Below are 23325 nucleotides of genomic sequence, written 5' to 3'. Positions count from 1 at the left end.
CGGCTCAGCGGCTCAGCGGCTCAGCGGCTCAGCGGCTCAGCGGCTCAGCCATGGCGACAAGCACCTCACGTGGACCTTGGAAAGCCTCCCTGCTGTGTGCGGTGCGCACATTGTCGACGAGCATGAGGTCGCCGGCCCGCCACGGTTCGCGGGCGGTGTGGGCGGCGTAGGTGTCGTTGAGGAGCTGAATGATGTCCGGGCCGATGGTGTCGCCGCCCCCGAAGCAGGTGTTGAACGGCAGCGATTCGGCGCCGTGGACGTCGATGAGGTAATCGCGGATCTCGGGATCGATCGTCCATTCGTTGAGGAAGGCGATCTGGTTGAACCAGCAGCGGCGGCCGGTGACCGGGTGGGCCGTCACGGCGGGGCGGCGCTGGCGGGTGCGCAGGCTGCCGTCGGGTTGCCAGTCGAATTCGATACCGGCTGTGCGGCAGTGGTCCTCGATGGCCCTGCGGTCATCGGTACCGAAGGCCTCGCCGTAGGGGACGCCGATCTCGCCGTTGTAGGTGCGGGAAAGCAGCCAGCCTTCTTGTTCGAAGCGGTGGACCAGATCGCTGGGCAGTGCTTCCAGGACGGTGGCGGCGTCGGCGATGGCGGTGGCTCCGCCGGTCGTGGGTGCGGTCAGACACGCGAACAGCATGAGGCCAGGGGGCTGGAGTGTGTAGCTGAGTTCGTGGTGCATGCACATCGGCTGGTTCGGCGGCCATGCGGAGGAGGAGTACACGCCCGGTGTGTAGGTCCGGCGGGGGGCGAAGGATTCCTTGTCGGTCATCAGGGCCGGGGCCAGGCGGTGGAGGGTGTCGCCGGCCCGCTCCGCGTCGCGCAGACGCAGGCCGCGGATGAGGACCGCGCCGTGTTCGGTGACCAGGGTGCGCAGTGCGCGGTGGTGTTCCGCTGCCCAGGCGGGTGCGTCATCGGCGGTGTCCACGTGCAGGATCGGGGGTTTGCCGGGATGCAGCTCCACGTTGTGGAGGGATACCGGTGTCGGGTATGACATGGTGCTGTTCCTTTCGATGCGGTTCAAAGAGAGGTCATTGATCCGGTCGCGTGGCGCTCGCGTCGGTTGTCGACCAGGGCAGCGAGATCAGTGAGGACCGGGTGTGCGATGACGTCTTTGAGGGCCACGGCGCGGTCCAGGGCCACGGCGAGTTTCAGCGCCGAGAGGGAGGTGCCGCCGCGGTCGAAGAAGTGGTCGCGGCGTCCGATGTGGTCCTGGGGCACGCCGAGGACGTGCCCCCAGGCGGCCGCCAACCGCTGCTCGGTCGGCGTGGCCGGCGCCTCGTGATCGTCCTCGCTGGTGGCGAGTTGTGCGGCGAGCGCCGTCAGTGCCTTCTTGTCGATCTTGCTGTTGGCGGTCAGCGGCAGGCTCGCGCGCCAGTGGAAGGCCGCCGGGACCATGTAGGTGGGCAGAGACGCACCCAGCAGGTCGTTGAGGGTCCCGGGGTCGACGGGCTTCACGGCGGAGTAGAAGGCGACCAGATCCTTGCTCTGATCGGCGCGTTCGGCCACCACCACCGCGCCGTCGCGGATACCAGGAAGGCGGAGTAGCGCGTTCTCGATCTCGCCGATCTCGATCCGGAACCCGCGGATCTTGACCTGGGCGTCGCGACGGCCGAGGAACTCCAGTTTCCCCGAAGGATGCCAGCGCCCGTAGTCGCCGCCAAGATAGAGCCGTGCGCCGGCGCGTTGCGGATCGGCCAGGTAGGCCGCTCGCGTGCGTTCGGGATCGTTGATGTATCCACGGCCGACACAGACCCCGGAGAACGCGATCACGCCCGGGGCGCCCAGTGGCACTGGTGCGAGGTGTTCGTCAACGACGTAGATGTGCACGTTGTTGACCGGGCGGCCGAGCAGGATGCGTTCCGGCGCTCGGTGAATGACGTCGTGATTGGTGTCGTCCGAGGTCTCGGTGAGCCCGTAGGCGTTGACCAGCGCGATTCGGGGCTGAGCGGTGAACCAGCGCTCGGCGATCTCCTTCTTCAGTGCCTCCCCGGTGACCGACAGGTATCGCAGGTCGGGCAGCTCCCGGGGGCGCTGTTCGAGCTCGGTCAGGACGGCTTCGAGGTAGGAGGGCACGAGTTGCAGGACGGTGGCCCTGCCGTCGGTGACGGTGTCGAGGAATCGGGGGACGTCGAGGATGGCGTCCTGTTCGACCAGCAGGGTTCGCCCACCGGTCAGCAGGGCGCTCAGCAACTGCCACAGGGAGATGTCGAAGCACTGTGGCGCGGTCTGGGCGACCACCTGCCCCTCGCCGATCCGGAGGTCGTCGATCTTGGCGTAGAGGTGGTTGAGCAGGCCGGCGTGTTCGCACATCGCGCCTTTCGGCTCACCGGTCGAGCCGGAGGTGAAGTAGATGTACGCCAGTTGGTCGGGCGTGACGTGGATGCCGAGATCGTCGTCTGCGTGGGTTTCTTCGTAGGCCGCCTCGACGAAGAGCCTCTCGATGCCGGGCCGGAACTCAAGTGCCTGGTCGAGGGTGGTGGTGCTGCCGGGTTCGGTCAGCACCAGGGTGCAGTCGGCGCGGGAGAGGATGGCAGCGATGCGTTCGGCCGGGAAGTGCGGCTCGATGGGGAGGTAGGCGCCTCCGGATTTGAAGACCGCGAGGACGGCGGCGAGCCAGTCCAGGTTACGTCCGGTCACCACCGCGACGGCATCCTCGGGGGCGAGTCCGCGGCCTGCGAGGGCGCGGGCCAGCCGGTTTGCCCGGGCGTTGAGCTCCGCATAGGTCCACTGCCGGTCGGCGTGAACGGCGGCGACGGCATCCGGGTGCAACCGCACCCGGTCCTCGAACAGTTCATGTACCCTCGCGCTCGGCAACTCCCTTTTGGGTCCGGCCAGTCGGTCGAGCTGGAAGCGCAGTTCCTCATCGGACAGCAGGCTCTGACGCGCGTGTTCCGCATCGGGGTCGGCGGTGATCAGCGCAAGCGCGGTCACGTGATAGCCGGCGATGCGGGCGGCGCTGTCGGCGTCGAGCGTGTCGGTGCGGTAACGCAGTCGCAGCACGAGTCGGCCGTTGTGGGGCCGGATGCCCACCCGCAGCGCAGTGTCCCTGGTGAGGTCCCCGTCGATCGTGGCGGGATCGAGAACGGTCTCGAACAACGGTCCGATCAGGCCCAGTTCGCGCTTGAGATGGTCGATGTCCGAGGCCGGAACATCCTGGTGCGTCAGCAGTTCAGCGGTCGCCTGGTGGGTGGTGTGCAGCAGTTCCCTCCATGAGGCGGGTGCGGTGGTGAGCCGGCAGGGCAGCAGGTTGCCGGCGTGGGTGACGTAGCCGGTGGTGATCTGCTGCTCGGCGGACAGCGCCGCGAGCACCTTGGCGTGCGTCGCCAGCAGAACCGAGTCAAGCGGTATCGCCAGTTCGTTGGCCAGCCGGCACAGCCCGGTGACGATGCCTTCGGGGACGTGTGTCTCGTACTGGCTCACGCCGGGCACCGGGTGGAGGGTCCAGCGTGGGACGGGGGCGAATCCGCCGGTTGTCAGTACGTCGCGCCAATACTCCAGACCGTTTCGGGTGGGGTTCGGGTGCGTTGCCATCGGTTCGTTTCCTGTCCTTGTGCCCGGTGTCACGGTGTCAGTTGCCATGGGGTCGGGCGGCGTGGGCGGCGTCGGCTTCCGGGCGGTCATCGAGGGGGATTTCGCTGCCCGGCATGTCCTGGGCCGGGTTGCCCGCCCACTGGGCGTGCGGGGGGATTTCCTCGCCCTTCATGAGGAAGGAGTCAGGGGCAAGCACGGCGCCGTCGCCGATCGTCACGCCGTAGTGGACGAACGCGCCGACCCCGAGGGTGCAACCCCTGCCGAGGGCGTTGCGGTCGGACTTGAAGGCGCCGTCCTCCTGTGAGTGGCACTGGATCACGGTCCCGGCGTTGAGCGTGCTGTCGTCGCCGATGGTGACGAGGGTGCGCTCCGGGAGGAAGCAGCCGTCGTCGAAGACCCGTTTGCCGATCCGGGCCCCCAAAAGCCGCCAGATGACGTTCTTGAAGGGGGTGCCGTTGAAGACCTGGATGTAGTCGACCGACGCCAACTTCCAAAAGCGTTCGTGGTGCCAGAAGCCGGGCTCATGGATCGAGCAGTACAGCGGCTGCTGCGCTTTGAAACCGGTGGAGGCCCGTTCGATCAGCGCGAAGTGGACGACGGTGTACGTGAAGGTGAGGACGGTGGCCAGGGCGATCGCCGGTGCACCGAGCGAGGGATAGAGGTTGGCCGCGCCCATGGTGACCAGGGTGATCACGAAGAGGTGGCTCCACCTCGCCAACAGGTACAGGCCGGCGGTTGCGGCATTGTGCCTGTTCTTGGCGGCCAGGCGGCGGCGCAGCTCATCGCCGGTCCGCAGGTGGTTGAACCTGTTGTCCCGCAGCACTGTGCGCGGTATCTCGAAGCTGGGTGAGCCCAGCAGGCCCACGCCTTCACGCACCGGGCCATCGGTGGGGACCATGACTTTCGTGGCGAGCAGGCAGTTGTCGCCGGTCTTGCCCTGTGAGGGGTAGGCGACGCGGTTCCCGAGGAAGTTCCGGGGCCCGATCGACGCGCGGGACACGCAAAAGGACGTGCTGGAGAAGTCAGCGTTCATGAGGGACAGACCGTCGGCGATCATGGTGCCGGTGCCGACAGAGCTCAGGTACGGGTTGTCGTGCTGTACCTCGGTGCCGAAGTTCGACCCGGTCTGCTCGATGCGGGACAGGTCGTATCCGAGGTAGCGCAGGTAGTGGACGATGCCGGAGCTGTCGCCGAAGAGCGTGGTGAAGAACTTCCTGTTGGTCATCAGCGCGATCACCCGCTGGACGCCGTAGTGGAAGCCGTACAACGGATAGACCTTGCCGGGCTTGATGGCCCTGTTGAGGACACGCGGCACGGTGCCCAGGACCAGGAGGCCGGCGAGTGTCGAGCCGCAGAGCACCGTCAAGGAGATGATCAGGGCATCGACGAAGAACGCCGGGCAGGCCACCGGCCGGGGGTTCAGAAGCGGGTGAAGCAGCGGGACGCCGGCCAGCAGGGCGCTCGCGGCGCCCATCGTCAGCGGCAGCCATATCACCAGCAGACTCAGCAGTTGCAGCACACCGTACGCGGCCCTCTTGCGGGTGGGGCAGTCGGCTGGGCCGACCCGCCCGTAGTCCACGTCGGCCGGCTGCGCCGGCGAGCCGTGCCAGCGTTCGCCGGCGGGCACCACCTGGCCGCCGTGCAGGGAGGAGGCGTGGCCCAGCTGGGCACCGTCGCCCATCTCGGTTCCGATGTCGAGGACCGTGTGCTCGCCGATGAGCACATTGCTGCCGAGCGTGACCCGACCGGTCTGGATCAGCCCGCCGTGGGCGCGGTAGCAGGACAGCAGCACGTCCTTGCGGATGACCGTACCGTCACCGACGGTGAGCAGGTCGGCGCAGACTGGGCTCGTGCGGGTGAGGATCGTGACGCCTGTGCCGATCCGCGCGCCGAGCGCCCTGAGGTAGAGCACGTAAAGCGGTGAGCCGATGAACAGCCGCAGGGGACTTGTGCGGATCAGGGTCTTGACGATCCAGAAGCGCAGATACTCCATGCCCCACAGGGGGAACTCGCCTGCTCGCCAGCGGCCGACGAGTGTCCATTTCGCCACGATCGGGAAGGCGCACAGCCCCAGGAAACCCACGCCGGCGCACAGAGCCGACCGCAGGTAGAGGTCGAACAGACCCGAGCCTGCGGAGATCCACGCGTAGCTTGCGGCGGCGGCGAAGGCGGTAAGCAGGGAATAGCCCAGGAAGAACAGGGCCTGCAGCATTCCGCAGGAGATGTATCGCACTGTGGCGGCCGGAGCCCTCGCACCGGCTGGTGTCCGCGTGGCCGGTGTCTGCGTGGCCGGTGTCTGCGCCGGTGCCGACGCCTCCACGAGCGAATACGGGGACGGGACGGGAGCAGGCGCGGCGTCCGAGAGCGCGACGGCCAGACTCCGGATGGTGGGATACCGGTAGATGTCCTTCATCGACACCGTCGGCAGGTCCTCCCGCTTCCTCACCCGCGCACAGAACTGCGCCATCACCAGGGAATCTGCGCCCAGGTCGTTGAAGAAGTGACTGTGGGGCGGCACCTGCTCCAGACGCACGACGCCGGCCAGCACCTCAGCCAGACACCTCTCGATGCCCGTCGCCGAACCGGCCGCCCCGTCGTCCTGGAAGGTCGAGGTGTCAGCCGGATCAGCCGCAATCGCGTCCGTCATTTTGTCTAGCACGAGAACTCCTCGAGGGCGTTTCCTCAGTGTGTACGGATTCGTGACGCCCGCCTCTTCAGTAGGCCCGTCCGGAGAGTTCCTGTCCTGCCCCTGAATTTCGGGACTTGACATCGAAGTCCGGCATTGATAGCGAGCCACTTCATGCTCGCCGCACTGTGGCCCCTTGGTCTCTGCGCACGTCGTGCTGCTCGCGACCGCGCTGCACGGCACCCGGCCAATCCACGGGTGAATCGCCCGGCAATTGCATCGCACGCCACCGTCCCGTACGGCGCTGTACAGGTGGGGACTGCGGGGCAGGACACAGCGCGCCAACCGATGGCGATCGGGCTTGGAAGGCGGCCATTGATCCCGGTGCCACAACAACCGGACCCCGTCGCGCCGCATATGCGCGCACAGGGCGCGTGTCAAGTCCCGAATTTCGGTGGCATGACACGGCTGCTCCGATTTGGGCGTACTGGAGGCATTCCGGCGAGTCACCGCTCGCCACCGAATTTCTCCCTGTACGGCACAGAGACGGATCGGCTGCAGGGAGGCCACCTGTAGTCGCGAGGAGACGACATGCCTGTCATATCCGCCCCCCAGGCCTTCAACGAGGACGATCTCTACGTCGACCTTGAGGGAATCTTCGAGTACCCGTTGTTCCTCAAGTGCGAGGGATTCAATTTCGCCGGCTCGATCAAGCTCAAGGCCGCCATCGAAATGGTCGAGACTGCCGAACGCGACGGACTGCTGACGCCGGACTCGGTTCTGGTCGAGTCGTCCTCGGGCAACCTGGGCGTGGCCCTGAGCGTGATCGCGGCCAACAAGGGATATCGGTTTCTGTGCGTGACCGACTCCCGCTGCAACCTGGCGGCCAGGATGATGATGGAGGCCTTGGGCAGCCAGGTCCACGTCATCACCGAGCCCGACCCCGTCGGCGGGCTCCTCGGCGCGCGCATCGATCACGTCCAGGCGCTGTGCGCCTGCGACGAGCGCTATGTGTGGCTCAACCAGTACGCCAACCCCAGCAACAGCATGGCCCACTACCAACGGACCGCCCCGGCCATCGCCCGTCGGTTCCCGGACCTGGACGTGCTGTTCGTCGGGGCCGGCACCACCGGGACCCTGATGGGCTGCGCGCGCTACTTCCGCACGTGGCACCGGCCGGTACGCGTCGTGGCCGTCGACACCATCGGCTCGGTGACCTTCGGAGGCGTCCCCGGTCGCCGGATGATTCCCGGGTTGGGCACCAGCATGCGTCCTCCGCTGCTGGACGAGTCCTATGTCGACGATGTGGTGCGCGTCGAAGAGGCCGACACCATCCGGGCCTGTCACCGGCTGGCCAGGCGCGGGTTTCTGTTCGGGGGTTCCACCGGGACGGTGGTCAGCGGCGCGATGGCCTGGCTGGCTCGACAGGAGGGACGGGCACTGACCGCTGTGGCCATCGCCCCGGATCTGGGTGAGCGGTACCTGGAGACCGTCTACCAGACCACCTGGGTGCAGGACCTGTGCGGCGATGACGTCCTCGGCTCCCAGTCGCCGACCACGGCACCTCAGGCAGCCTGACCTCGGCCGAGGACGGCCGCGTGTTCGACGGCTGGCGGTAGCCGCTCTCCTGGGTGTGTCCCGGCTTCGCACGGTCCGGGAGACCGCGGACATCTGCGCGTCCTCGTAGCCGAGCGAGGCGGCGACACCCGTGCTGGGCACCGCCAACGCCGGAAACCCCGCCTCCGCGAAGACACGGGCGCCTGCCGCGTCCCACGACCACTGGTAAGCAGGTCTGGGGCCCAGCCCATCGGAGGCAGGTCCTCGGTCAGCGCGACGGCGACTGTCACGGTGGACTTCATCGAGTCCTGTGCAGGTCAACGAGCCGTCACGGTGCGCGGCCGTGTGCTCGTGGACGTGGGGGGGACCAGGTCGAGCCTCAACCCGTCCTCGGCGAAGGCTCGGCCAAAGGGCGCCGGCAGCAAGGAGAACACCTGGCCGATGCGGCCCGGACGTGTCAGCCAGTTTTGCAGGTCCTCTCCCTCGCGCCGCGCATGGTGGTCAGCGGCCCGTGACCGGGAAGAGCATGCAGCTGCTGGTGGCGTGGGCCAGGAGCCGGTCGTCGGAGTCGCGGAGCTCCGCCTGGGCGAGGGCGGTACGGCGGCCGCTGTTGAGGACGGTGCCGATGGCGCGGATCTTTCCGGTGTCGACGGTGATCGGGCGCAGGAATTTCAAGGTCAGGTCGATCGAGGTGTATCCCATGCCCTGGGGCAGCACGGACTGCACCGCGCAGCCGGCCGCCGAGTCGAGGAGCGTGGCGTAGACGCCGCCGTGGACGCTGCCGATCGGGTTGTAGTGCTCCTCGCCCGGCACCAGGACGAAGACCGCCCGGCCGTGCTCGGCCTCCTCCAGAGTGAAGCCCAGGGTGGCGGCGATCGGCGGGGCGGGCAGGCGCCCGGCCAGGATCTCGCGGAGGAAGTCGAGGCCGCTGTGGTGAGGGACGGCGTCGGCGGAAATGGCAGGGTCTTCCCAGCCGAACGTACGTGACCTGTGCATTCCCGCTCCTGTTGTGTCGGTCGCGCCGGTGATCAGGCACTTCTCCGATGTTTCGGACATGACGGCAGCTCCTCGGGGGCGTCTGGGTCGGTGTGGCGTGCCGGCCGGCGATCGCTCGGCGGGTTCGTCCTGCCTGTTTTTCGGCCGCCGCTGGGTTCAGGGGCTGTCCGGGCTGACGCGGATGAGACCCGGGCCGACGTCGACGAACGAGCCCCCGATCGGCACGTCGTGGCCGTCGTCGCAGCGGAGCACCGCGTGCACCGGGGCGCCGCAATTCTCGTGGCGTACGACCACGGGGGGCCCTTGTTCGTCGGCGGCCCAGGTGTCGCCCCACTGCCGCAGCGCCACGAGGACGGGCAGGAAGTCCCGCCCTTTCTCGGTGAGTTGATAGGCGTACCGGGTCCGCTGGCCGGGTTCCTGGTAGGGGACCCGTTCCAGGAGGCCGGCGGCGGTCAGTTCCTTCAGGCGCGCCGAGGCGGCGGGTTCGCCGATGCCCACGCGCTTGGCGAAGTCGTCGAACCGGCGTGTGCCGAAGAACGCCTCGCGCATGATCAGCAGCGCTGTCCTGTTGCCGGCGATCTCCAGAGTCCTGGCGATTGAGCAGTTGGCCATGGACCAGGCGTCCCGTTCCTTCAGCAGGTCCTTCATCTCTCCACCCTCCACCTGACTTGCCTCGCGCAAAGTCAGCCTATAGCGTCAGGGCTGGCTTCTGTAGTCGTAAGCCAGCTGGGATGTGCACATCCCGAGGGAGGAATCATGGACATCAGCACAGCAACCGTCCTGGTCACCGGGGCCAACCGCGGGCTCGGCAGGGCACTTACCCAGGAACTGGTCGCGCGTGGTGCCACGGTGTACGGGGCGGCCCGCCGACCGGACCAGATCGATCTGCCCGGCGTGAAAGCGATACGGCTCGACGTCACCGACCCCGCATCCGTCGCCGCGGCTGTCGAGGAGGCCGGTGACATCACGGTGCTGATCAACAACGCGGGCAGTTCCACGGGCGCCGATCTGCTGACCGGCAGCTGGGACGCCGTCCGTCTGGAGATGGAGACCCACTACCTGGGCACCCTCGGCATGATCCGGGCCTTCGCCCCCGTGATCGAGTCCCAGGGCGGAGGCGCCATCCTCAACATCCTGTCCGTGCTGTCGTGGATCAGCTTTCCCACCGTCGGCGCCTACGCCGCCGCCAAGTCCGCGGAGTGGAGCCTGACCAACGCGGTTCGCCAGCAGCTCGCGCCCCGCGGCATCACTGTGTCCGGACTCCACGTCGGCTACATGGACACCGACATGGCCCGCCATGTCGAGGGGCCCAAGACCGCCCCGGCGGACGTCGCCCGCGCGGCCGTCGACGGCATTGCCTCCGGGGCGGCTGAGGTCGTCGTCGACGACCTCAGCCGCCAGGTACAGGCCGACCTCCCCGGTGGCGTCGCCGCCCTGTACCCGCAGCGCGGGTGAGACGAGAACACCGTGACTTCCGCTCCTCCCCCCGCCCCGGGCCGGCTCAGGCCGGCCGACCGGCAAACCGGTGTCCGGCCCTCCCTGAACCAGCCCTCCCGGCGCGCCGCCACCGTCACGCTCATCGCGATGTGCCTGGGCGCCATGACGACCTTTCTGCTGATCACCTCATCGGTGTCGGCGCTGTCGGCCATCCAGGACGACCTGCACGTCTCCCCGACCGGCCTGGTCTGGATACCCTCCGCGTACACCCTGGTCGTGGCCAGTCTGGTGATGTCCGCGGGCACCATCGGCAACCTCTTCGGCCGCAAGCGCACTTTCCTCATCGGCGCCGCGATCATGATCATCGGGTCGCTCACCGTCTACGCCGCGGGTTCAACCGGAGGCGTCATCGCCGGCCAGCTCGTCTCCGGCCTCGGCGGCGCTCTCATCCTGCCCAACAGTCTGGCCGTCCTGGGAGCCACCTTCCCCGACCCCCACCGGCGCGCAGAAGTCGTCAGCAAATGGGCGGCCTCCTCCGGCATCGGACTCGCCGTCGGCCCTCTGATCGCGGGCACACTCCTGGACCACTTCCACTGGAACACGGTCTTCCTGTCGACCGCCGTCCTCGCCGTGGTCACCATGGCCGCCGCCGTCTTCGTCGCCGAATCGCGCGGCCCCGAGGGCAAGCTCGACATCCCCGGCCAGGTCCTGGCCGTCCTGGGCGTCGCCGCCCTCGTCTACGCCCTCATCGAAGGCGGACACGACGGCTACACCAGCCCGCGGATCCTCGTCGCCTGGGTCATCTCGGCCGCGGCCCTGACCGGTTTCGTCCTCGTCGAGCGCGCGGGCCGCACACCCATGCTGGACATCACCCTGTTCCGGTCGGCGTCCTTCAGCGCCGTCATGTTCGTCGCGGCCGTCTCCCTGTTCGGCTTCACCGGCCTGGCCATCCTGTCGGTGCTCTTCTACGAGCGCGTCCAGCACCTGTCCGCACTGGACGTGGGATGGCGGTTGCTGGCCTGCTTCGGCGTCTACGTCATCGTCAGCTACGCGACCGGCCGCGTGATCCGCCGCACCGGCTTCAAGCTCCCGCTGACCCTGGGCTTCCTCATCGGAGCCGCCGCCACAGCCGGACTCACCACGCTGGATCCGACCACCCCTTATGCCCGGGTGTGGTGGCTGTTCGCGCTCTTCGGGGCCGCAAGCGGGATGGTGGCCGCGCCGAGCACCGCCGCCGCCCTGGTCAGCGTCTCCCATGAACACGCCGGCATGGCCTCCGGAGCCGTCAACGCCTTCCGCCAGATCGGATCCGTCACCGGTTCCTCCCTCCTCGGCGCACTCCTCGCCAGCCGTCTTCAGTCCCAACTGCCGGACCGGCTGGACGCCCACCACGTCCCCCGAGCAGCCTGGCCCGCCGTCGAGCACGCCGTCTCCACCGGCAGCAGCGGCCACCGAGCGGCATCCCCGAACGTGACGGCCGCGGTCGGCGATGCCTTCGCCTCCGGCGTCCACGCCGGCATGACCGTCATCGCCGGCGTGTTCCTGTGCGCGGCCCTCGCCTCAGCCCTTCTGATACACAACCGACCGCACCACACCACCGCCACAACGAACTGAACGCAACCCACAAGCTGATCAACTGGCTGAACCAAGGGAAGCCGCCAGGCCATACCTCGCCGACCAGGTGGAAACCCAAGAAGTCGAGGCGACTTGCGAAGCACGCATACCGCGACTTCGGCAAGAGCTCCGCAGAACCCCCGCTCGTCCTGCTCAACCGCTACCAAGGAACCATTGATCACCGGGACCCGGCCCTTCTGGACGTGCTCGATTCCCGGGAACCGCCCAATGACTTCAGTAACGATGAGGGGGACCCCCTTCGGGTGACCGGTTGCGGTCGGTGGTGGCGGGACTGCGAAGTCGCCGTAGTACAGGCAGCTTCGCAGTCCCGCCGCCAGCAGGCGTTTGACGTCACGGTGCACACCTGCGGAACGCCCCGGGTACCGTGCGGTGCTCCGGTCACGATGAGCAGGGGCCTGTTGAGCACTCCGTTTATTGAGCAAGCAGCTTGGCCGAGGTGAACCGGTCTTCGGTCGTCACATGGTCCCGCAGGATCCGGGCGCGAGCCTGCCGCTTCCCCCACGGCAGGGCGTGCGCGGCGACGGCAGCGGCGCACGCCGTGTCCGTGAGCGAACTCGCCGGCCGTGCCCTCCTGTCGGCGTCGGGTGAACCGTGCCCCACTTTGGCCGCGTGAGTTCGCCGTCAGTGGGCCAGAGTTCGACCGTTGCCGAGACCTCCGCTCCGGAACGGACCGCATAACGGGCCTGCCAGTCAGGCGTCTGCTGCTCGGCGCGGACGCGGACTTGCCTTCCCCGAGTTCTCGTGGGGAAAGACCCACGTTCCGAGCGCTTTCAAGGGAGCGTCCAGCGCGTCACCTGCCGGAGCTGAACCAGCGGTGCAGGGCTTCGTGCACGCTGTCGGGCAGTGCACTGAGCTCCTCGATCGCCTCCCGGTCTCCTGGCCAGGGGGCGATCCCCGCCGCGGTCAGCGCCGCAAGCAGGTCCAGCCGCCGCAGGTCACGAGGATCGACACGGGAAGCAATGCGGGCTGCAGAAACGGGCGGAGCCAGCAGGAAGTCCTGCTCCGCGGCACGGTCCCACACTCGATCGGCTGACGCGGTGAAAGTCTGCATGATCTTGCTCCGTTCTGTGTGCGCTTCCTTTTCACGGCCCCGCCGTCCCCGCGGGCCGAGTGTCCTGCGGCTTCCTTCTCTACGGGCCTTGACCTTCTGGCGCGGCGGGCAGATCGAATCGCCGACCGACGGCAGCCGCCTCTTCGGCCCGTTGCAATGATCGGCACCAGGGACAGTCCGCTCCCGCGTGGTTCTCGCCTCGGCCGCCATGCAGGCACCAGGCGGCCACCGGCTCGGCGGGGCCGGGTACGAACTCGTCTCGCTCCACCGGGTCATTGCGCATGCCAGATCAACCCCATACAGCCAAACCCGTTGCGGGCCACCATCACCCGCAGACGAGGCCGTAACCGACAGGGCACTTCGTCCCCGAAGGGAATCAGATGTGTCTCCCCCAGCCTGTCGGTGACCGGCACGCATCGCATCCGTGCTACGGCACCCGGCGGCGCCCTCACAGCAGGGTGGCCGACCACCCGCCGGCCGTGGAGCGAGCAGCTGACCTCAACGTACGAGCCCGCGTGGCGCGCCTGGCGCGACCTCGCCCGCACCGTCCAAGCCGCCGTTACCGCACGGCGATCCCCACGTCACCGATACATCGGTACCGAGCGCGAGGAGAAGAACAGCGTCGCCATCGCCTCCAACGAGTCGTTCGGCAAAGCGCACATGTTCCGGCGAACGTGTGCGAGGCGGCGCCGAAAGTCACCGAGTTCAGGCTGGAGGTTCCGCTCCGCCGACGGCTGCGGCGGCGGTCAGTGCCACCAGGTTCTGGGTCCAGCAGTCTGACTGCTTGGTGGCGACATCGGCGCCGCAAGCCGCGCAGACGAGATTGGGGCCGTCCTGACCGTCGAGTCCGCAGCAGCCGTTGCGACGCCCGCGGTCGGGGTGCGGAGCCGTTCCCGGCACGTCGTCGGGATGCAGGATGAAGAGACTGGCGTCGTGGCTGATCGCATAGGTGCCCCGGGCCATCCGCGGAGGGGCGATCCGATGTCCGGGTCGCTTTTCGGTGTCCCGCGAGGGCCGTGCTCTCTTGAGATCCCCAGTGAGTGGCTGTCGGCAGTTCGTGCAGGTGAAGAGGGCCATCGGAACATTGTGCCGGTCAGCGGCGCCCGACCAGGAGATTACCCCTGGGCTATGGAAGCCGACCAGCGTCGACGTGGTCGGCGAGGTGGCTGTCCCGTGTGACGGCGGTCATGGAGGGTGCCCACGCACCCGGACGGCCCCAACAGCCGAGAGTTGGCCGCTGCAATCTGCCCCTCATCCATCGCCGCTTTAGGACAGAATCTGACCGCTATGGCTCATAGCGTGGTCCTTGACCGACGGAACAGGAATATCGAAAGGCGAAGACCATGACCGTCAACAAGCTGACCACCCGCGACCTGGCCGGGGCCCCGGCCGTCACCGGTGAGCGCGCCGACTTGCTGGAGATGCTGGCCAAGCACCGGCACTTCCTGCGCTTCACCACACGTGACCTCACCGACGAACAGGCCGGGCTGCGGACCACCGCCAGCGAGCTTTGTCTGGGCGGCCTGATCAAGCACGTCACCGCGGTCGAGCGGAGCTGGGTGGACTTCATCCTGAACGGCCCCTCGGCGATGGGAGACTTCACGGCCATGACCGAGGCCGACTGGGCTCGGCGCGCCGACGAGTTCCGGCTGCTGCCCGGTGAGACGCTGACTGGTGTATTGGCCGACTACGCTGAGGTGGCCCGCCGGACCGACGGCCTGGTCGCCACACTGCCCGAGCTGGAGGCCACGCGGCCGCTGCCGAAAGCCCCGTGGTTCGAGCCCGGCGCTCACTGGTCGGCCCGCCGGGTGCTGATGCACATCATCGCCGAGACCGCTCAGCACGCCGGCCACGCCGACATCATCCGCGAGTCCCTGGACGGCGCCAAAAGCATGGGCTGACCGGCGGCGCGGTCAAGGGCTGTGCGGCGGTTGCCAAAGGAACCACAGCCGGCTCGTACCAGGTCGCTACGGCCCGGAAGTCCTTGAGTGCGTTGACGGTCCGTTCGACTTCCTTCCTGCGGGCATAGCGTGCCCGGTCGAAACCAGCGGGGCGCCCGCCTCGGCCACCGAGCCGTCGGCGGTTGGCCCGCTGGTCCCGGCGCGGGACCCGGCTGGCTCGGTGAGGCCGAAGGACTCCAGGTCGCCTGCTTGACGGGAATCCAGACGATGAGCTCCAACCATCGACGCCGACGACCTGCCCACCGGGGACCCCCTGCCAACAGAGCGACCGCGGACTCCAGGCCCTCCCCGCCTCCGACACCTAACTCCCCTATGGGCATCCCGGCCTGCGGCCGGCGGACCTGGACCTCGGCGGTGTCCAGGCGGAGTTCGATTCCTTCGGTATGGGCGTAGGCGAAGCCCAGGTCGAGCTTGCTGCCGTCGACGACGCACGGCAGTGCACGGGCGCCAGCGCCAAGGCGCAGGAGCGTTCCCTTGTGCGGCGGGAACAACCGATCCCGCCAGCGCTGTTGCACCAGCCGAGGGACCGGCGCCGCGCGGACGGGGAGCAGAGAGGCCAAAAGATCGTCCGGCCGACGTGATCCGGGGGCTCCCGGACCGCGGTACGCCCGGTCACTCGATATCGGGGCGACCCCTCATACGCCTGCCGCAGACTCGGACCGCGGCCTTTTCACACAGGAGGACTGTTTCATGAATGACCGGCCCTTGACGCTCATGGCGGTGCACGCCCACCCCGACGATGAGGCCACTGGCACGGGAGGCGTCCTCGCACGCTACGCGGCGGAGGGCATCCGCACGGTCCTCGTGACATGCACCGACGGCAGTTGCGGTGACGGACCGGGGGGTGTCAAGCCGGACGACCCCGGGCACGATCCGGCAGCCGTTGCCTTGATGCGGCGTCAAGAGCTTGAGGCGAGCTGCAACATCCTGAAGGTCAGTCATCTGGAGACACTGGACTACGCCGACTCCGGGATGATGGGCTGGCCGGCCAACGATGCCCCCGGATCCTTCTGGCAGACACCAGTGGAGGAGGGCGCTGCCCGACTCGCGGAACTCTTGCGCCGCTACCAACCCGATGTGGTCGTCACCTACGACGAAAACGGCTTCTACGGCCACCCCGACCACATCCAGGCACACCGCATCACGATGAAGGCGCTGGCGATGACCATGGCGACACCGAAGGTGTACTGGACGACGGCGCCCCGCTCGATGATGCAGCGGTTCGGGGAGGCCATGCGCGAGTTCGGTGCGGACTGGCAGGAGCCGGATCCCGCCGAGGCCGCCGCGATGGCCGAGATCGGACTCCCCGACGAGGAGATCACCACCTGGGTGGACACCACCGCGTTCGGCGGTCAGAAGTTCGATGCGCTGGCCGCGCACGCCAGCCAGGGCGAGAACATCTTCTTCCTCAAAATGGGCCAGAAAAGGTTCACCGAATTGATGGGCGTCGAGACCTTCGTACGTGTCCAGGACACCACCGGCGCGGCCATGCCCGAGAACGACCTCTTCGCCGGCCTGCGTTGATCCGCTCGCCTCCCGGGGCCTGAGGAAGCTCATGGTCCGTACGGCTCGATCGAGCGTGCTCGCACACCCGGAGGCTTGTTCACGTGGGTTCCGCTCCGGCGGCCCCTGATCATCAGGGTGGCCCTGCTCAGTGGCGTGGCGGTTACGAGGACGCCAGTCCCCCACCCGGGCAGGGCCATTGAGCAAGGAACGTTCGACAGGGCTGAGCGGGGATCAACCTGAGGCAGTCGCCGGCTTCGGCGTCACACCAGCGAGAGCCAGGGCGTGGGCCGGGCGTGCTGAAGGTGCCTGACCCTCGCACTCGCTCTCGCTGGGAAGTTTCAAGCATCCGGCCTCCGATGAGAGCCCGACACTAGAGCGGGTCGGCCCCCGTGCCCAGACGGCGGCGGCCTGGCGACCGCGTCACCACCTGCCCCTCACCCCCGGAGGCAGGAGACTCGGCGGCAGCCCGTTCCGCAGCCGTACGGCCTCGCTCGCGGCTGTCGCCCATAGGCGACAACTCCGGCTCGGCGGCGGGTCGGGGACCGGTGCCCAAGGGGCGGCGGGGAGTGATCACGGCCCGAGTCTCCCAGTTCACCGGATGGTCCAGCACGACGGACCCAGCCAAAGTGCGGCAGCATGGACGCTTGGCCGTCCGTGTTCACGGTCACGGGGGCGGTTTGCTCGCCTCCCGGGCCGTGGCCGATCGGCGGAGCCTCCGGTAGGCCACCAGCACGCCCTACGCCTCCCTCCTCACCGCGGTGAGGACGAGCCAGCCCGCTGCCGCGCCGACCGCGTACCAGAGCAGGTCGGGCGCGTTGAAGGTGGAACCGAGTACGAGGCGGGCGACGACACTGCGCCGGGAGAGCTCTGCCGGCACCTCGCTGAGCTGCAGGAACTCGATCCCCCAGCTGACGGCCAACGCGCTCGCGGCGGCCGTCAGGGGCGTCACCCGGGGCGCCACCAGAACGACGAGGGTGACAAGCAGGACGGTGTACAGCGCGTCTCCGCCATATTTGCCCGCGCTCCCCGCCGTCACGGCCCTGAGTCCCAGCCCCGCGGCGATGGTCAGCACCGCGGCCGCGGCCGCCGCCAGGCGGATCCGTACCGGGGCGGCGGCGCCTGCGGCGCGGTCCTGGGTTCCGGGCGGTGAGGGCACGGGGTCATACTGCCGGATGTCCGGTGCTCGAAGCAGCTGCCCCCTCGGCCACGGCCGGCGGTGCGGTCTCCTCGCGCTCCCGCGATGGCGATCACACAGCGCCTGCTCCAGCAGCGCGACATTCGCCCGTTGATCGCCGAACGGGGTCAGTCCCACGGTTCCGCTTTGGGCATCTTCCACTGGGTCGTCGAACGCGCCATCTCCTGGCTCCACGGCTTCCGCCGCTTACGCATCCGCCGGGAAAGACACGACGGCATCCACGAGGCCTTCCTCGGCCCCGCCGCCTGCCTGATCACCCACTGACACGTCCAACGCCCTTGTCAGGACCGCTTATTCGACGACGAGGTCCACCGGGATGTTGCCGCGGGTGGCGTTGGAGTACGGGCAGACCTGGTGGGCCTGCTCGACCAGCTTGCGGCCGGTGGCCTTGTCGATGCTGTCGGGCAGTTCGATGCGGAGGGTGACGGCGAGCGCGAAACCCTCGCCCTGCTTGCCGATGCCGACCTCACCGGTGACCGCGGCGTCACTGACATCCACCTTCGCCTGCCGACCGACCACCCCGAGGGCGCTGGCGAAGCAGGCGGCGTACCCCGCGGCGAACAGTTGCTCGGGGTTGGTGCCCTGCCCGTTGCCGCCCATCTCCACCGGGACGGCCAGCTGCAGGTCGAGCTTGCCGTCGGAGCTGACGGCGCGGCCGTCCCGGCCGTGAGTGGCGGTGGCGACGGCGGTGTAGAGCATGTCCATGGGGGATCAAGACCTCTCGAAGCGAGACGAGTACCGGTTGCGCACACAAGTAGAGCACACAATTGAGTTGTGCACAATTGAATGGCCAGTGTCCGGTTATCCTGGCCGTATGACTACCGAGGTTCCGCCCAGCGCCCCACCGGACGAGGCGTGGCTGCGTCTGGACCGCCAGATCTGCTTCTCGCTGCATGCCGCCTCGCGTGCCTTCAACGGCGTCTACCGCGTGGTCCTCAAGGAGCTCGGGCTCACCTACCCGCAATATCTGGTGATGCTGGTGCTCTGGGAGCAGGGCGACACGCCCGTGAAGCGGCTCGGAGAGCATCTGCGGCTGGACTCCGGCACCCTGTCCCCGCTGCTCAAGCGGCTGGAGGCGGCCGGTCTGGTACATCGGGAGCGCAGTGCGCGTGACGAGCGGTCGGTCGAGGTGCGGCTCACCGAGGAGGGCGCGGCGCTGCGCGAGCGCGCGCTCCGGGTGCCGCACCGGATCGGCGCGGCGACCGGCTTCACCCTCGACGAGATCCGCGAGCTGCGCGCCCGCCTCGACCGGCTGACCATGGCGCTTGACGCGGCGGCCCTGGAGGAGGCTCCCGACTGCGGGTGACAGCTGCCGGACTTGAGAGGGACGCGGAGTGGGACCGGAGGCGTATGGACCGATGTGCGCGACGAGCCCCCCGTTACCGGTTTTCGTGGCTCCGCACTGGGACCTCCGGCCTTCGGGCCCCGCATGACTTCCCTCCCCTGTTGTCGGTGATCCGGGGGAGGCACCGGATCCGGCCCTGACCTCGATGCCAGGAGTCGGTGTCAGGACCGGGGCCCGCATCCTGATCGAGGTCGGCCCACGTCGTGGATGCGGGCCCGCCGGGCACTGCGGTTCGCGTCGTCCACCGTGTACGGACAGCGTGCGGTGGAGTTCGGGCGGCTTGGGGTGGTGTGGTCCTCCACGGGCCTGGCCTGAGCTGCGCGGGTGGATCCAGCACTCGGCAGGGAAGCCGAAGAACGCCAGCAGCTCGGCCTCGTCGTCCGTGACGGCTCACGGGGTTTGAGGTCACTTCTTCGACAGCCAGGGGCTGAGGGCATCGATGAGCCGGTCGAGCGCGGGCTCGTCGCCGGAGCGGTCCGTCATGACGGTACGGCCGTTGAACTGCAGCGTGTACTGCAGCATGTCGGCCGCCCCCATGTCCATGGTGAAGTCGGGAACGTCGGCCAGAGCCGGATCTCCGAGCAGCGTACGCAACTCCGTGAACTGGGCCGCGCTGGTGTGGCGGACGGCCGGCTGGCCTTTCTCGCTGGCGTAGACGGTGCCATCGCCCCGGAGGATGACCAACTGGTGGACGCCCGCGAAGCCGCCGGTGACGGTCATGGACACCAGCTTCTGATCGGGCCCGGTGACGGGGACCGGGCTCGGGCTGCCGGGAGCCGAGGGGGACGCGGAGCCAGTGGTTGAGTTGGGTAGCGGCGAGGCGGCGGAGGTGGTCACGCCACCGGTCGATGCGGCTGTCGGCGGCTCCGCAGCCCCGCCGCCCTCGAACGAGCAGCCGAGCAGGCCCAGCAGACCGGCCGTGAAGACCACCACCGCCGCCGCGACCGCACCCCTACCCAGCACAGCGCCCCCCGCCCGCCAATTCCCTCAACTGCACTGTGAATACCACGGAACCGCCCGTTCCGACTGCCTCCGATGGCGTCGGCGGCGATCTGCGGACCACCGACAGTGGAGGTGCCGGCCTTCCCCCAGGAGCAGTTCGGCCTGCTCCTGCTCGGTCACCACTCCCCCGCCGTCAGATCGATCGCGGCCAAGCCTCGGCCTGTCCAGAACCCGGGCGGAACACCGGCCTCGTCCTGCGCGGCGCGCAGCGGCTTGCCCGTCGGGCGGTGGCCGTCACTGACCATCACGCTGCGGAAGAAGTACGGTCAACCTCCCGGACCGACCTGGGCTTTGCTGAGCATCCGGCCATGGAAACCCACCCGGGACCAGCGGAGAAGCCTGACCCAGGGGGCTTCCCGCCTGCTCCGCCACTGATCCCGACACCGCAAGTCCACCTGGCCTGGTCAGCCACCGACCTGGGAGCGTTCTCCTGGGGAACGATTCCAGGGCTCGTCGGCGGTGGCCGGGCTCATGAGCCCCTGCTGTCCGTGGACTGTCACGAAGCGCGCGGGCGGCCGGACGTCGGCCATGCGCCGCTCCGGGCCGCGCCGCCGCAGCATGAGGTACCCGCAGAACGCCGCCGGGCCGAAGAAGATCTGCGCGGGCACGATCTGCGGAAGGTGTCCCGTGAGCGCCTCGACCGTGACGGGTGCCAGCGTCGGGACGAGCGCGCCGAACACGGCGACCAGCCCAAGAGCCCAGGTCAGCCCCGCTCGTCCGTACGCCTTGTAGGCCACGGTGGTGAAGAGGGCGTACACCAGGAGGTCGCCCATGCCCACGACGGCGCCGAACTCGCCGACGCGCAGCCCCGCCGACGGTGCGAAGGCGTAGCCCTGCACCGCGTCGAACAGCTTCTGGGTGAGGGGGACGACGGTGGCGAAGAACAGGTCGTACACGGCGAGCGCCAGCGCGAACCGGGAGACGTGCCGCAGCTTCAGGCCGCCCTGCGCGTTGAGGTTGGCGGCGCCAACCGCCATCAGCATGATGACCAGGCTGTTGACCAACCAGTACGGGGTGGCATGGGTGGGATCGTCCTCGGCGCCGCGCGCGGTGAGCCAGTCGGCGACCAGCAGACCGGCGATGAGCGACCAGCGCACCGGTCCCCGCCGGACGGCCGGCCCGTAGCCGACCGCGAGACCACCGGCCAGGGTCAGCCCCAGCAGGGGAGGCAGTAGCCAGCCCGGGAGGGAGAGATACAGGAACGGCAGTACGACGACGAAGCCCATCATGATGACCATGTCGTTGCCGTTGAACACACCGACGGCCGGCCGGGGCAGGGTGACCCGCCGGAAGTAGGCGACCGAGGCGAGCGAGACGCCCAGGGCGACGGCGAGGGTCACGAGGACGAAGAACGCGCTCTGTGCGGCGGTCATGCTGCGCGCCCGGCGGAGGCGAAGCTGTTCTCGACCAGATCGCAGCGGTAGCGCCGCAGCTGACGTCCTTCTCCCGGGACGACCTCGACGGTGGCGTCGAGGCCGGCCTCGGCGAAATGACGCGCGATGTCGCTCGTCTCCGGCACCGATGAGGCGGCCACCTCCACATGCAACCGTCCGTCCACCACGTCGGCGCGGTGACGCACGGGCCAGCATGCGCCGGGCAGCGCGTCGAGGAGCTCGATGATCTCGCGCGGGGTCACCGGACCGTCCTGGGTGCGCAGCACATGGTCCGCCTTTCCGAGGATGTGCGAGGTCGCCGGCACGTTCGCCATCTCGCAGGTGCGCGGCGCGTCGGGCAACTGCCGCACCAGGTCTCGGGTGTCGTAGCGGAAGAGCGGCATGCACTCCCGGTACGGGAAGAAGGGAGTGGCGACGATCGTGCCGAGCGCTCCGGGCGCGGCCGGTGCCCCGGTGTCGAGGTCGCACACCTCCACGAGGCCGATGCCGGCGTCGATGTGAAGGTGCCGCTGTCGGCAGATGGCGCCGGCCACCGGTGTCACCTCGGTCATGCCGTAGCCGTCGCTGACGGGGGCGCCGAAGGTCTTTTCGGCGGCCTCCGCAAGGGCGGACGAGAGCACCTCGCTACCGACATTGATGCGGCGCAGCCGGAAGTCCGCGGGACCGAGTCCCCGTTCGCGGGCCAGGCGGGTCAGCTGTCCCAGATAGCTCGGGTAGGTGACCATCAGGGTCGGCGCCGATGTGCCGGTTCCCGCCATGAGGTCCAGCGTCTCAGCCGGTGGGACCAGGCCCACCATGCGGATCGCCGCCCCTGCCAGGCGGGCGACCTGCATCTCCGCGTACGCCGTGCCGGTCGCCCGGGAGCTGATGTTGAACTGGACCAGGTCGGTGGTGCGGACGGTGCCGCGCAGCACCTGGGAGAGGGCGACGAGCGCGGGCCACAGGCGTTCCTCGTAGCGGGAGTACCAGACCTCGGTGGGCCGGCCTGTCGTCCCGGTGGTCCGGGAGGCGAGGAAGGGCTCACCGCACAGGAAGTCGCGGGCCCGCTCGACCAGGTCGGCCTTGGTGGTGACGGGCACGGCGGTGATGTTCTCGAGGTTCAGTGCGGCCGGGTCGACTCCGGCTGCCGCGAAGTGGTCGGCATAGAAGGGCGACTTGGCCTCGAGGCGTTTCGCGGTACGGCGCAGGGCCTTGTTCGTGAGGTCGGTACGCATCTGCGGGTCTGCGGCGGCGCCGCGCAGCAACTGTTCGACGTCCTCGCCGGGGGAGCCGAATTCGGCAAGTGTCGCCAGCGCGTCATCGACGAGTCTTTCGGCAGAGCGCACATTGATCGGACGGCCGAGCACCATGGCCAGCGCCATCCGGAACTGCCGTATCCCCGCGTCGAACATGGTCCTCCCCCGCCCGTCCCGACCCTCACCATGCCGGGGTGGGCGGCCGTGACCGTCCACCCCGTTCCCGCGTCAGCTGGGGCAGTTCGTGAACAGCACCGCAGCCAGGGAACCCATGACGTACTTCGTGTGCTTGAGCGTGGAAACGATCGCGGACATACGAAAACCCCCTTGTGTCGCTCAAAACCTGAGCCCTCACCGGTCGGCGAAGGCACACCGATACTCAAGTGGTGCAATATCTGCTGTCAAGGACTCGTCACACGATCAGACTTGCGCTGTCAAACATTCAATCGGCCTGTTTTTACGGCGCGTTCGCGCCACGGCGTGATCCGGAGACCCCGACCGCGCATGCCACCCCCGGCCCCTGCCAGTCTCGGGGACGCAGGCCTGCTTGGCGACCTCGCCAAGCACAGCGTCACCACTCCTCGCTCATGTCCTCGCCGGTATCGAACGCGTAGACGTCCTTGTGCGCGCACACCACCAGTCACCCGTCGGGGGCGTAGTCCAACGCGTTGATCTCGACCGGGCCGGGCAAGGTGAAGGTGTCGACGGGGCGATCGGCGACACCGGGCGGCCAACGGTCGCAGTCCGTCTCCGAGACGGTCACCCGGCCCGTGTCGTCGCCCGTTGCCACAAACAGGCGCCCACCCAGCGTCCGCGCCGCGAGGGTGGTCACCGCAGTCGGGTGTTCCGCG

19 protein-coding genes and 2 pseudogenes are annotated in these 23325 nt (G+C 68.6%); 7 read left to right on the top strand and 14 right to left on the bottom strand.

Annotation, left to right across the window (positions count from 1 at the left end):
- Nucleotides 1-28 precede the first annotated feature (28 nt).
- The 3 genes from TNCT6_RS38390 to TNCT6_RS38380 are packed head-to-tail and all read right to left on the bottom strand — an operon-like array spanning nucleotide 29 to nucleotide 6181.
- Complete coding sequence (locus TNCT6_RS38390) at nucleotides 29-997, bottom strand: TauD/TfdA family dioxygenase (protein ID WP_141367768.1); 969 nt, start codon at nucleotides 995-997, stop codon at nucleotides 29-31.
- A gap of 23 nt (nucleotides 998-1020) precedes the next feature.
- Nucleotides 1021-3534, bottom strand: a complete 2514-nt coding sequence (locus TNCT6_RS38385) for an amino acid adenylation domain-containing protein (RefSeq protein WP_141367767.1) — start codon at nucleotides 3532-3534, stop codon at nucleotides 1021-1023.
- Nucleotides 3535-3571: 37 nt separating this feature from the next.
- Nucleotides 3572-6181: a Pls/PosA family non-ribosomal peptide synthetase gene (locus TNCT6_RS38380; RefSeq protein ID WP_172633310.1), complete on the bottom strand. Its 2610-nt coding sequence runs from the start codon at nucleotides 6179-6181 to the stop codon at nucleotides 3572-3574.
- 570 nt (nucleotides 6182-6751) lie between these two features.
- On the opposite strand from TNCT6_RS38380, the gene sbnA reads away from it, so the two are divergent.
- Nucleotides 6752-7738, top strand: coding sequence for a 2,3-diaminopropionate biosynthesis protein SbnA (gene sbnA / locus TNCT6_RS38375; RefSeq protein ID WP_141367766.1), 987 nt, complete (start codon nucleotides 6752-6754; stop codon nucleotides 7736-7738).
- Nucleotides 7739-8218: 480 nt separating this feature from the next.
- Here the strand turns inward: sbnA and TNCT6_RS38370 are convergent, their stop codons facing one another.
- Together TNCT6_RS38370 and TNCT6_RS38365 are read right to left on the bottom strand one after the other, a co-directional pair.
- On the bottom strand, nucleotides 8219-8713 hold the full coding sequence (locus tag TNCT6_RS38370; protein WP_141367950.1) for a PaaI family thioesterase: 495 nt from the start codon (nucleotides 8711-8713) through the stop codon (nucleotides 8219-8221).
- Between the two features lie 156 nt (nucleotides 8714-8869).
- Nucleotides 8870-9361, bottom strand: a complete 492-nt coding sequence (locus tag TNCT6_RS38365) for a helix-turn-helix domain-containing protein (RefSeq protein ID WP_141367765.1) — start codon at nucleotides 9359-9361, stop codon at nucleotides 8870-8872.
- A gap of 108 nt (nucleotides 9362-9469) precedes the next feature.
- On the opposite strand from TNCT6_RS38365, the gene TNCT6_RS38360 reads away from it, so the two are divergent.
- The gene (locus tag TNCT6_RS38360; protein ID WP_141367764.1) at nucleotides 9470-10168 is read left to right on the top strand and encodes an SDR family oxidoreductase; all 699 of its coding nucleotides are present in this window, start codon (nucleotides 9470-9472) and stop codon (nucleotides 10166-10168) included.
- Nucleotides 10169-10297: 129 nt separating this feature from the next.
- Complete coding sequence (locus tag TNCT6_RS38355) at nucleotides 10298-11764, top strand: MFS transporter (RefSeq protein ID WP_141367949.1); 1467 nt, start codon at nucleotides 10298-10300, stop codon at nucleotides 11762-11764.
- An 811-nt stretch (nucleotides 11765-12575) separates the two neighbouring features.
- On the opposite strand, the gene TNCT6_RS38350 is transcribed toward TNCT6_RS38355, so the two are convergent.
- Both TNCT6_RS38350 and TNCT6_RS40350 read right to left on the bottom strand, forming a co-directional pair.
- Nucleotides 12576-12836, bottom strand: coding sequence for a hypothetical protein (locus TNCT6_RS38350; protein ID WP_141367763.1), 261 nt, complete (start codon nucleotides 12834-12836; stop codon nucleotides 12576-12578).
- Nucleotides 12837-13541: 705 nt separating this feature from the next.
- A complete protein-coding gene (locus tag TNCT6_RS40350) occupies nucleotides 13542-13799 on the bottom strand; it encodes a hypothetical protein (protein WP_172633309.1) in 258 nt (85 codons plus the stop codon).
- 380 nt (nucleotides 13800-14179) lie between these two features.
- On the opposite strand from TNCT6_RS40350, the gene TNCT6_RS38340 reads away from it, so the two are divergent.
- Nucleotides 14180-14737, top strand: coding sequence for a DinB family protein (locus TNCT6_RS38340; RefSeq protein WP_141367762.1), 558 nt, complete (start codon nucleotides 14180-14182; stop codon nucleotides 14735-14737).
- Between the two features lie 52 nt (nucleotides 14738-14789).
- On the opposite strand, the pseudogene TNCT6_RS38335 reads toward TNCT6_RS38340, so the two are convergent.
- Nucleotides 14790-14936, bottom strand: a pseudogene (locus TNCT6_RS38335) (IS5/IS1182 family transposase); the annotation flags it as partial.
- A gap of 551 nt (nucleotides 14937-15487) precedes the next feature.
- On the opposite strand from TNCT6_RS38335, the gene TNCT6_RS38325 reads away from it, so the two are divergent.
- The gene (locus TNCT6_RS38325) at nucleotides 15488-16321 is read left to right on the top strand and encodes a PIG-L family deacetylase (protein WP_141367761.1); all 834 of its coding nucleotides are present in this window, start codon (nucleotides 15488-15490) and stop codon (nucleotides 16319-16321) included.
- A 718-nt stretch (nucleotides 16322-17039) separates the two neighbouring features.
- Here the strand turns inward: TNCT6_RS38325 and TNCT6_RS38320 are convergent.
- On the bottom strand, nucleotides 17040-17459 hold the full coding sequence (locus tag TNCT6_RS38320) for a DUF2809 domain-containing protein (protein ID WP_253266536.1): 420 nt from the start codon (nucleotides 17457-17459) through the stop codon (nucleotides 17040-17042).
- Between the two features lie 105 nt (nucleotides 17460-17564).
- Here TNCT6_RS38320 and TNCT6_RS38315 point away from each other — a divergent pair.
- Nucleotides 17565-17762: pseudogene (locus TNCT6_RS38315) on the top strand (IS5/IS1182 family transposase); the annotation flags it as partial.
- A gap of 27 nt (nucleotides 17763-17789) precedes the next feature.
- Here TNCT6_RS38315 and TNCT6_RS38310 read toward each other — a convergent pair.
- Nucleotides 17790-18203, bottom strand: coding sequence for an organic hydroperoxide resistance protein (locus TNCT6_RS38310; RefSeq protein ID WP_141367759.1), 414 nt, complete (start codon nucleotides 18201-18203; stop codon nucleotides 17790-17792).
- A gap of 109 nt (nucleotides 18204-18312) precedes the next feature.
- Here TNCT6_RS38310 and TNCT6_RS38305 point away from each other — a divergent pair, with 109 nt between their 5' ends.
- Nucleotides 18313-18804: a MarR family winged helix-turn-helix transcriptional regulator gene (locus tag TNCT6_RS38305; protein ID WP_141367758.1), complete on the top strand. Its 492-nt coding sequence runs from the start codon at nucleotides 18313-18315 to the stop codon at nucleotides 18802-18804.
- A 444-nt stretch (nucleotides 18805-19248) separates the two neighbouring features.
- Here the strand turns inward: TNCT6_RS38305 and TNCT6_RS38300 are convergent, their stop codons facing one another.
- The 4 genes from TNCT6_RS38300 to TNCT6_RS38285 form a co-directional block, all read right to left on the bottom strand.
- Nucleotides 19249-19806 (bottom strand): hypothetical protein, encoded by a 558-nt coding sequence (locus TNCT6_RS38300; protein WP_141367757.1) that lies wholly within the window; start codon nucleotides 19804-19806, stop codon nucleotides 19249-19251.
- A gap of 443 nt (nucleotides 19807-20249) precedes the next feature.
- Nucleotides 20250-21218: a hypothetical protein gene (locus tag TNCT6_RS38295; RefSeq protein ID WP_141367756.1), complete on the bottom strand. Its 969-nt coding sequence runs from the start codon at nucleotides 21216-21218 to the stop codon at nucleotides 20250-20252.
- Nucleotides 21215-22630: a phenylacetate--CoA ligase family protein gene (locus tag TNCT6_RS38290; RefSeq protein ID WP_141367755.1), complete on the bottom strand. Its 1416-nt coding sequence runs from the start codon at nucleotides 22628-22630 to the stop codon at nucleotides 21215-21217. Before TNCT6_RS38290 ends, TNCT6_RS38295 begins: the two co-directional genes overlap by 4 nt.
- A gap of 484 nt (nucleotides 22631-23114) precedes the next feature.
- On the bottom strand, nucleotides 23115-23306 hold the full coding sequence (locus TNCT6_RS38285) for a hypothetical protein (protein WP_141367754.1): 192 nt from the start codon (nucleotides 23304-23306) through the stop codon (nucleotides 23115-23117).
- Between the last annotated feature and the right edge of the window lie 19 nt (nucleotides 23307-23325).

The sequence above is a fragment of the Streptomyces sp. 6-11-2 genome, from assembly GCF_006540305.1.
Taxonomy (GTDB): domain Bacteria; phylum Actinomycetota; class Actinomycetes; order Streptomycetales; family Streptomycetaceae; genus Streptomyces.
This window is presented reverse-complemented; position numbering and strand designations above follow the sequence as displayed.

Coding starts and splice junctions, on each gene's coding strand:
- TNCT6_RS38390 (WP_141367768.1), bottom strand. CDS start 997: ATGTCATACCCGACACCGGTATCCCTCCACAACGTGGAGCTGCATCCC.
- TNCT6_RS38385 (WP_141367767.1), bottom strand. CDS start 3,534: ATGGCAACGCACCCGAACCCCACCCGAAACGGTCTGGAGTATTGGCGC.
- TNCT6_RS38380 (WP_172633310.1), bottom strand. CDS start 6,181: ATGACGGACGCGATTGCGGCTGATCCGGCTGACACCTCGACCTTCCAG.
- sbnA (WP_141367766.1), top strand. CDS start 6,752: ATGCCTGTCATATCCGCCCCCCAGGCCTTCAACGAGGACGATCTCTAC.
- TNCT6_RS38370 (WP_141367950.1), bottom strand. CDS start 8,713: ATGCACAGGTCACGTACGTTCGGCTGGGAAGACCCTGCCATTTCCGCC.
- TNCT6_RS38365 (WP_141367765.1), bottom strand. CDS start 9,361: ATGAAGGACCTGCTGAAGGAACGGGACGCCTGGTCCATGGCCAACTGC.
- TNCT6_RS38360 (WP_141367764.1), top strand. CDS start 9,470: ATGGACATCAGCACAGCAACCGTCCTGGTCACCGGGGCCAACCGCGGG.
- TNCT6_RS38355 (WP_141367949.1), top strand. CDS start 10,298: ATGTGCCTGGGCGCCATGACGACCTTTCTGCTGATCACCTCATCGGTG.
- TNCT6_RS38350 (WP_141367763.1), bottom strand. CDS start 12,836: ATGCAGACTTTCACCGCGTCAGCCGATCGAGTGTGGGACCGTGCCGCG.
- TNCT6_RS40350 (WP_172633309.1), bottom strand. CDS start 13,799: ATGGCCCGGGGCACCTATGCGATCAGCCACGACGCCAGTCTCTTCATC.
- TNCT6_RS38340 (WP_141367762.1), top strand. CDS start 14,180: ATGACCGTCAACAAGCTGACCACCCGCGACCTGGCCGGGGCCCCGGCC.
- TNCT6_RS38325 (WP_141367761.1), top strand. CDS start 15,488: ATGAATGACCGGCCCTTGACGCTCATGGCGGTGCACGCCCACCCCGAC.
- TNCT6_RS38310 (WP_141367759.1), bottom strand. CDS start 18,203: ATGGACATGCTCTACACCGCCGTCGCCACCGCCACTCACGGCCGGGAC.
- TNCT6_RS38305 (WP_141367758.1), top strand. CDS start 18,313: ATGACTACCGAGGTTCCGCCCAGCGCCCCACCGGACGAGGCGTGGCTG.
- TNCT6_RS38295 (WP_141367756.1), bottom strand. CDS start 21,218: ATGACCGCCGCACAGAGCGCGTTCTTCGTCCTCGTGACCCTCGCCGTC.
- TNCT6_RS38290 (WP_141367755.1), bottom strand. CDS start 22,630: ATGTTCGACGCGGGGATACGGCAGTTCCGGATGGCGCTGGCCATGGTG.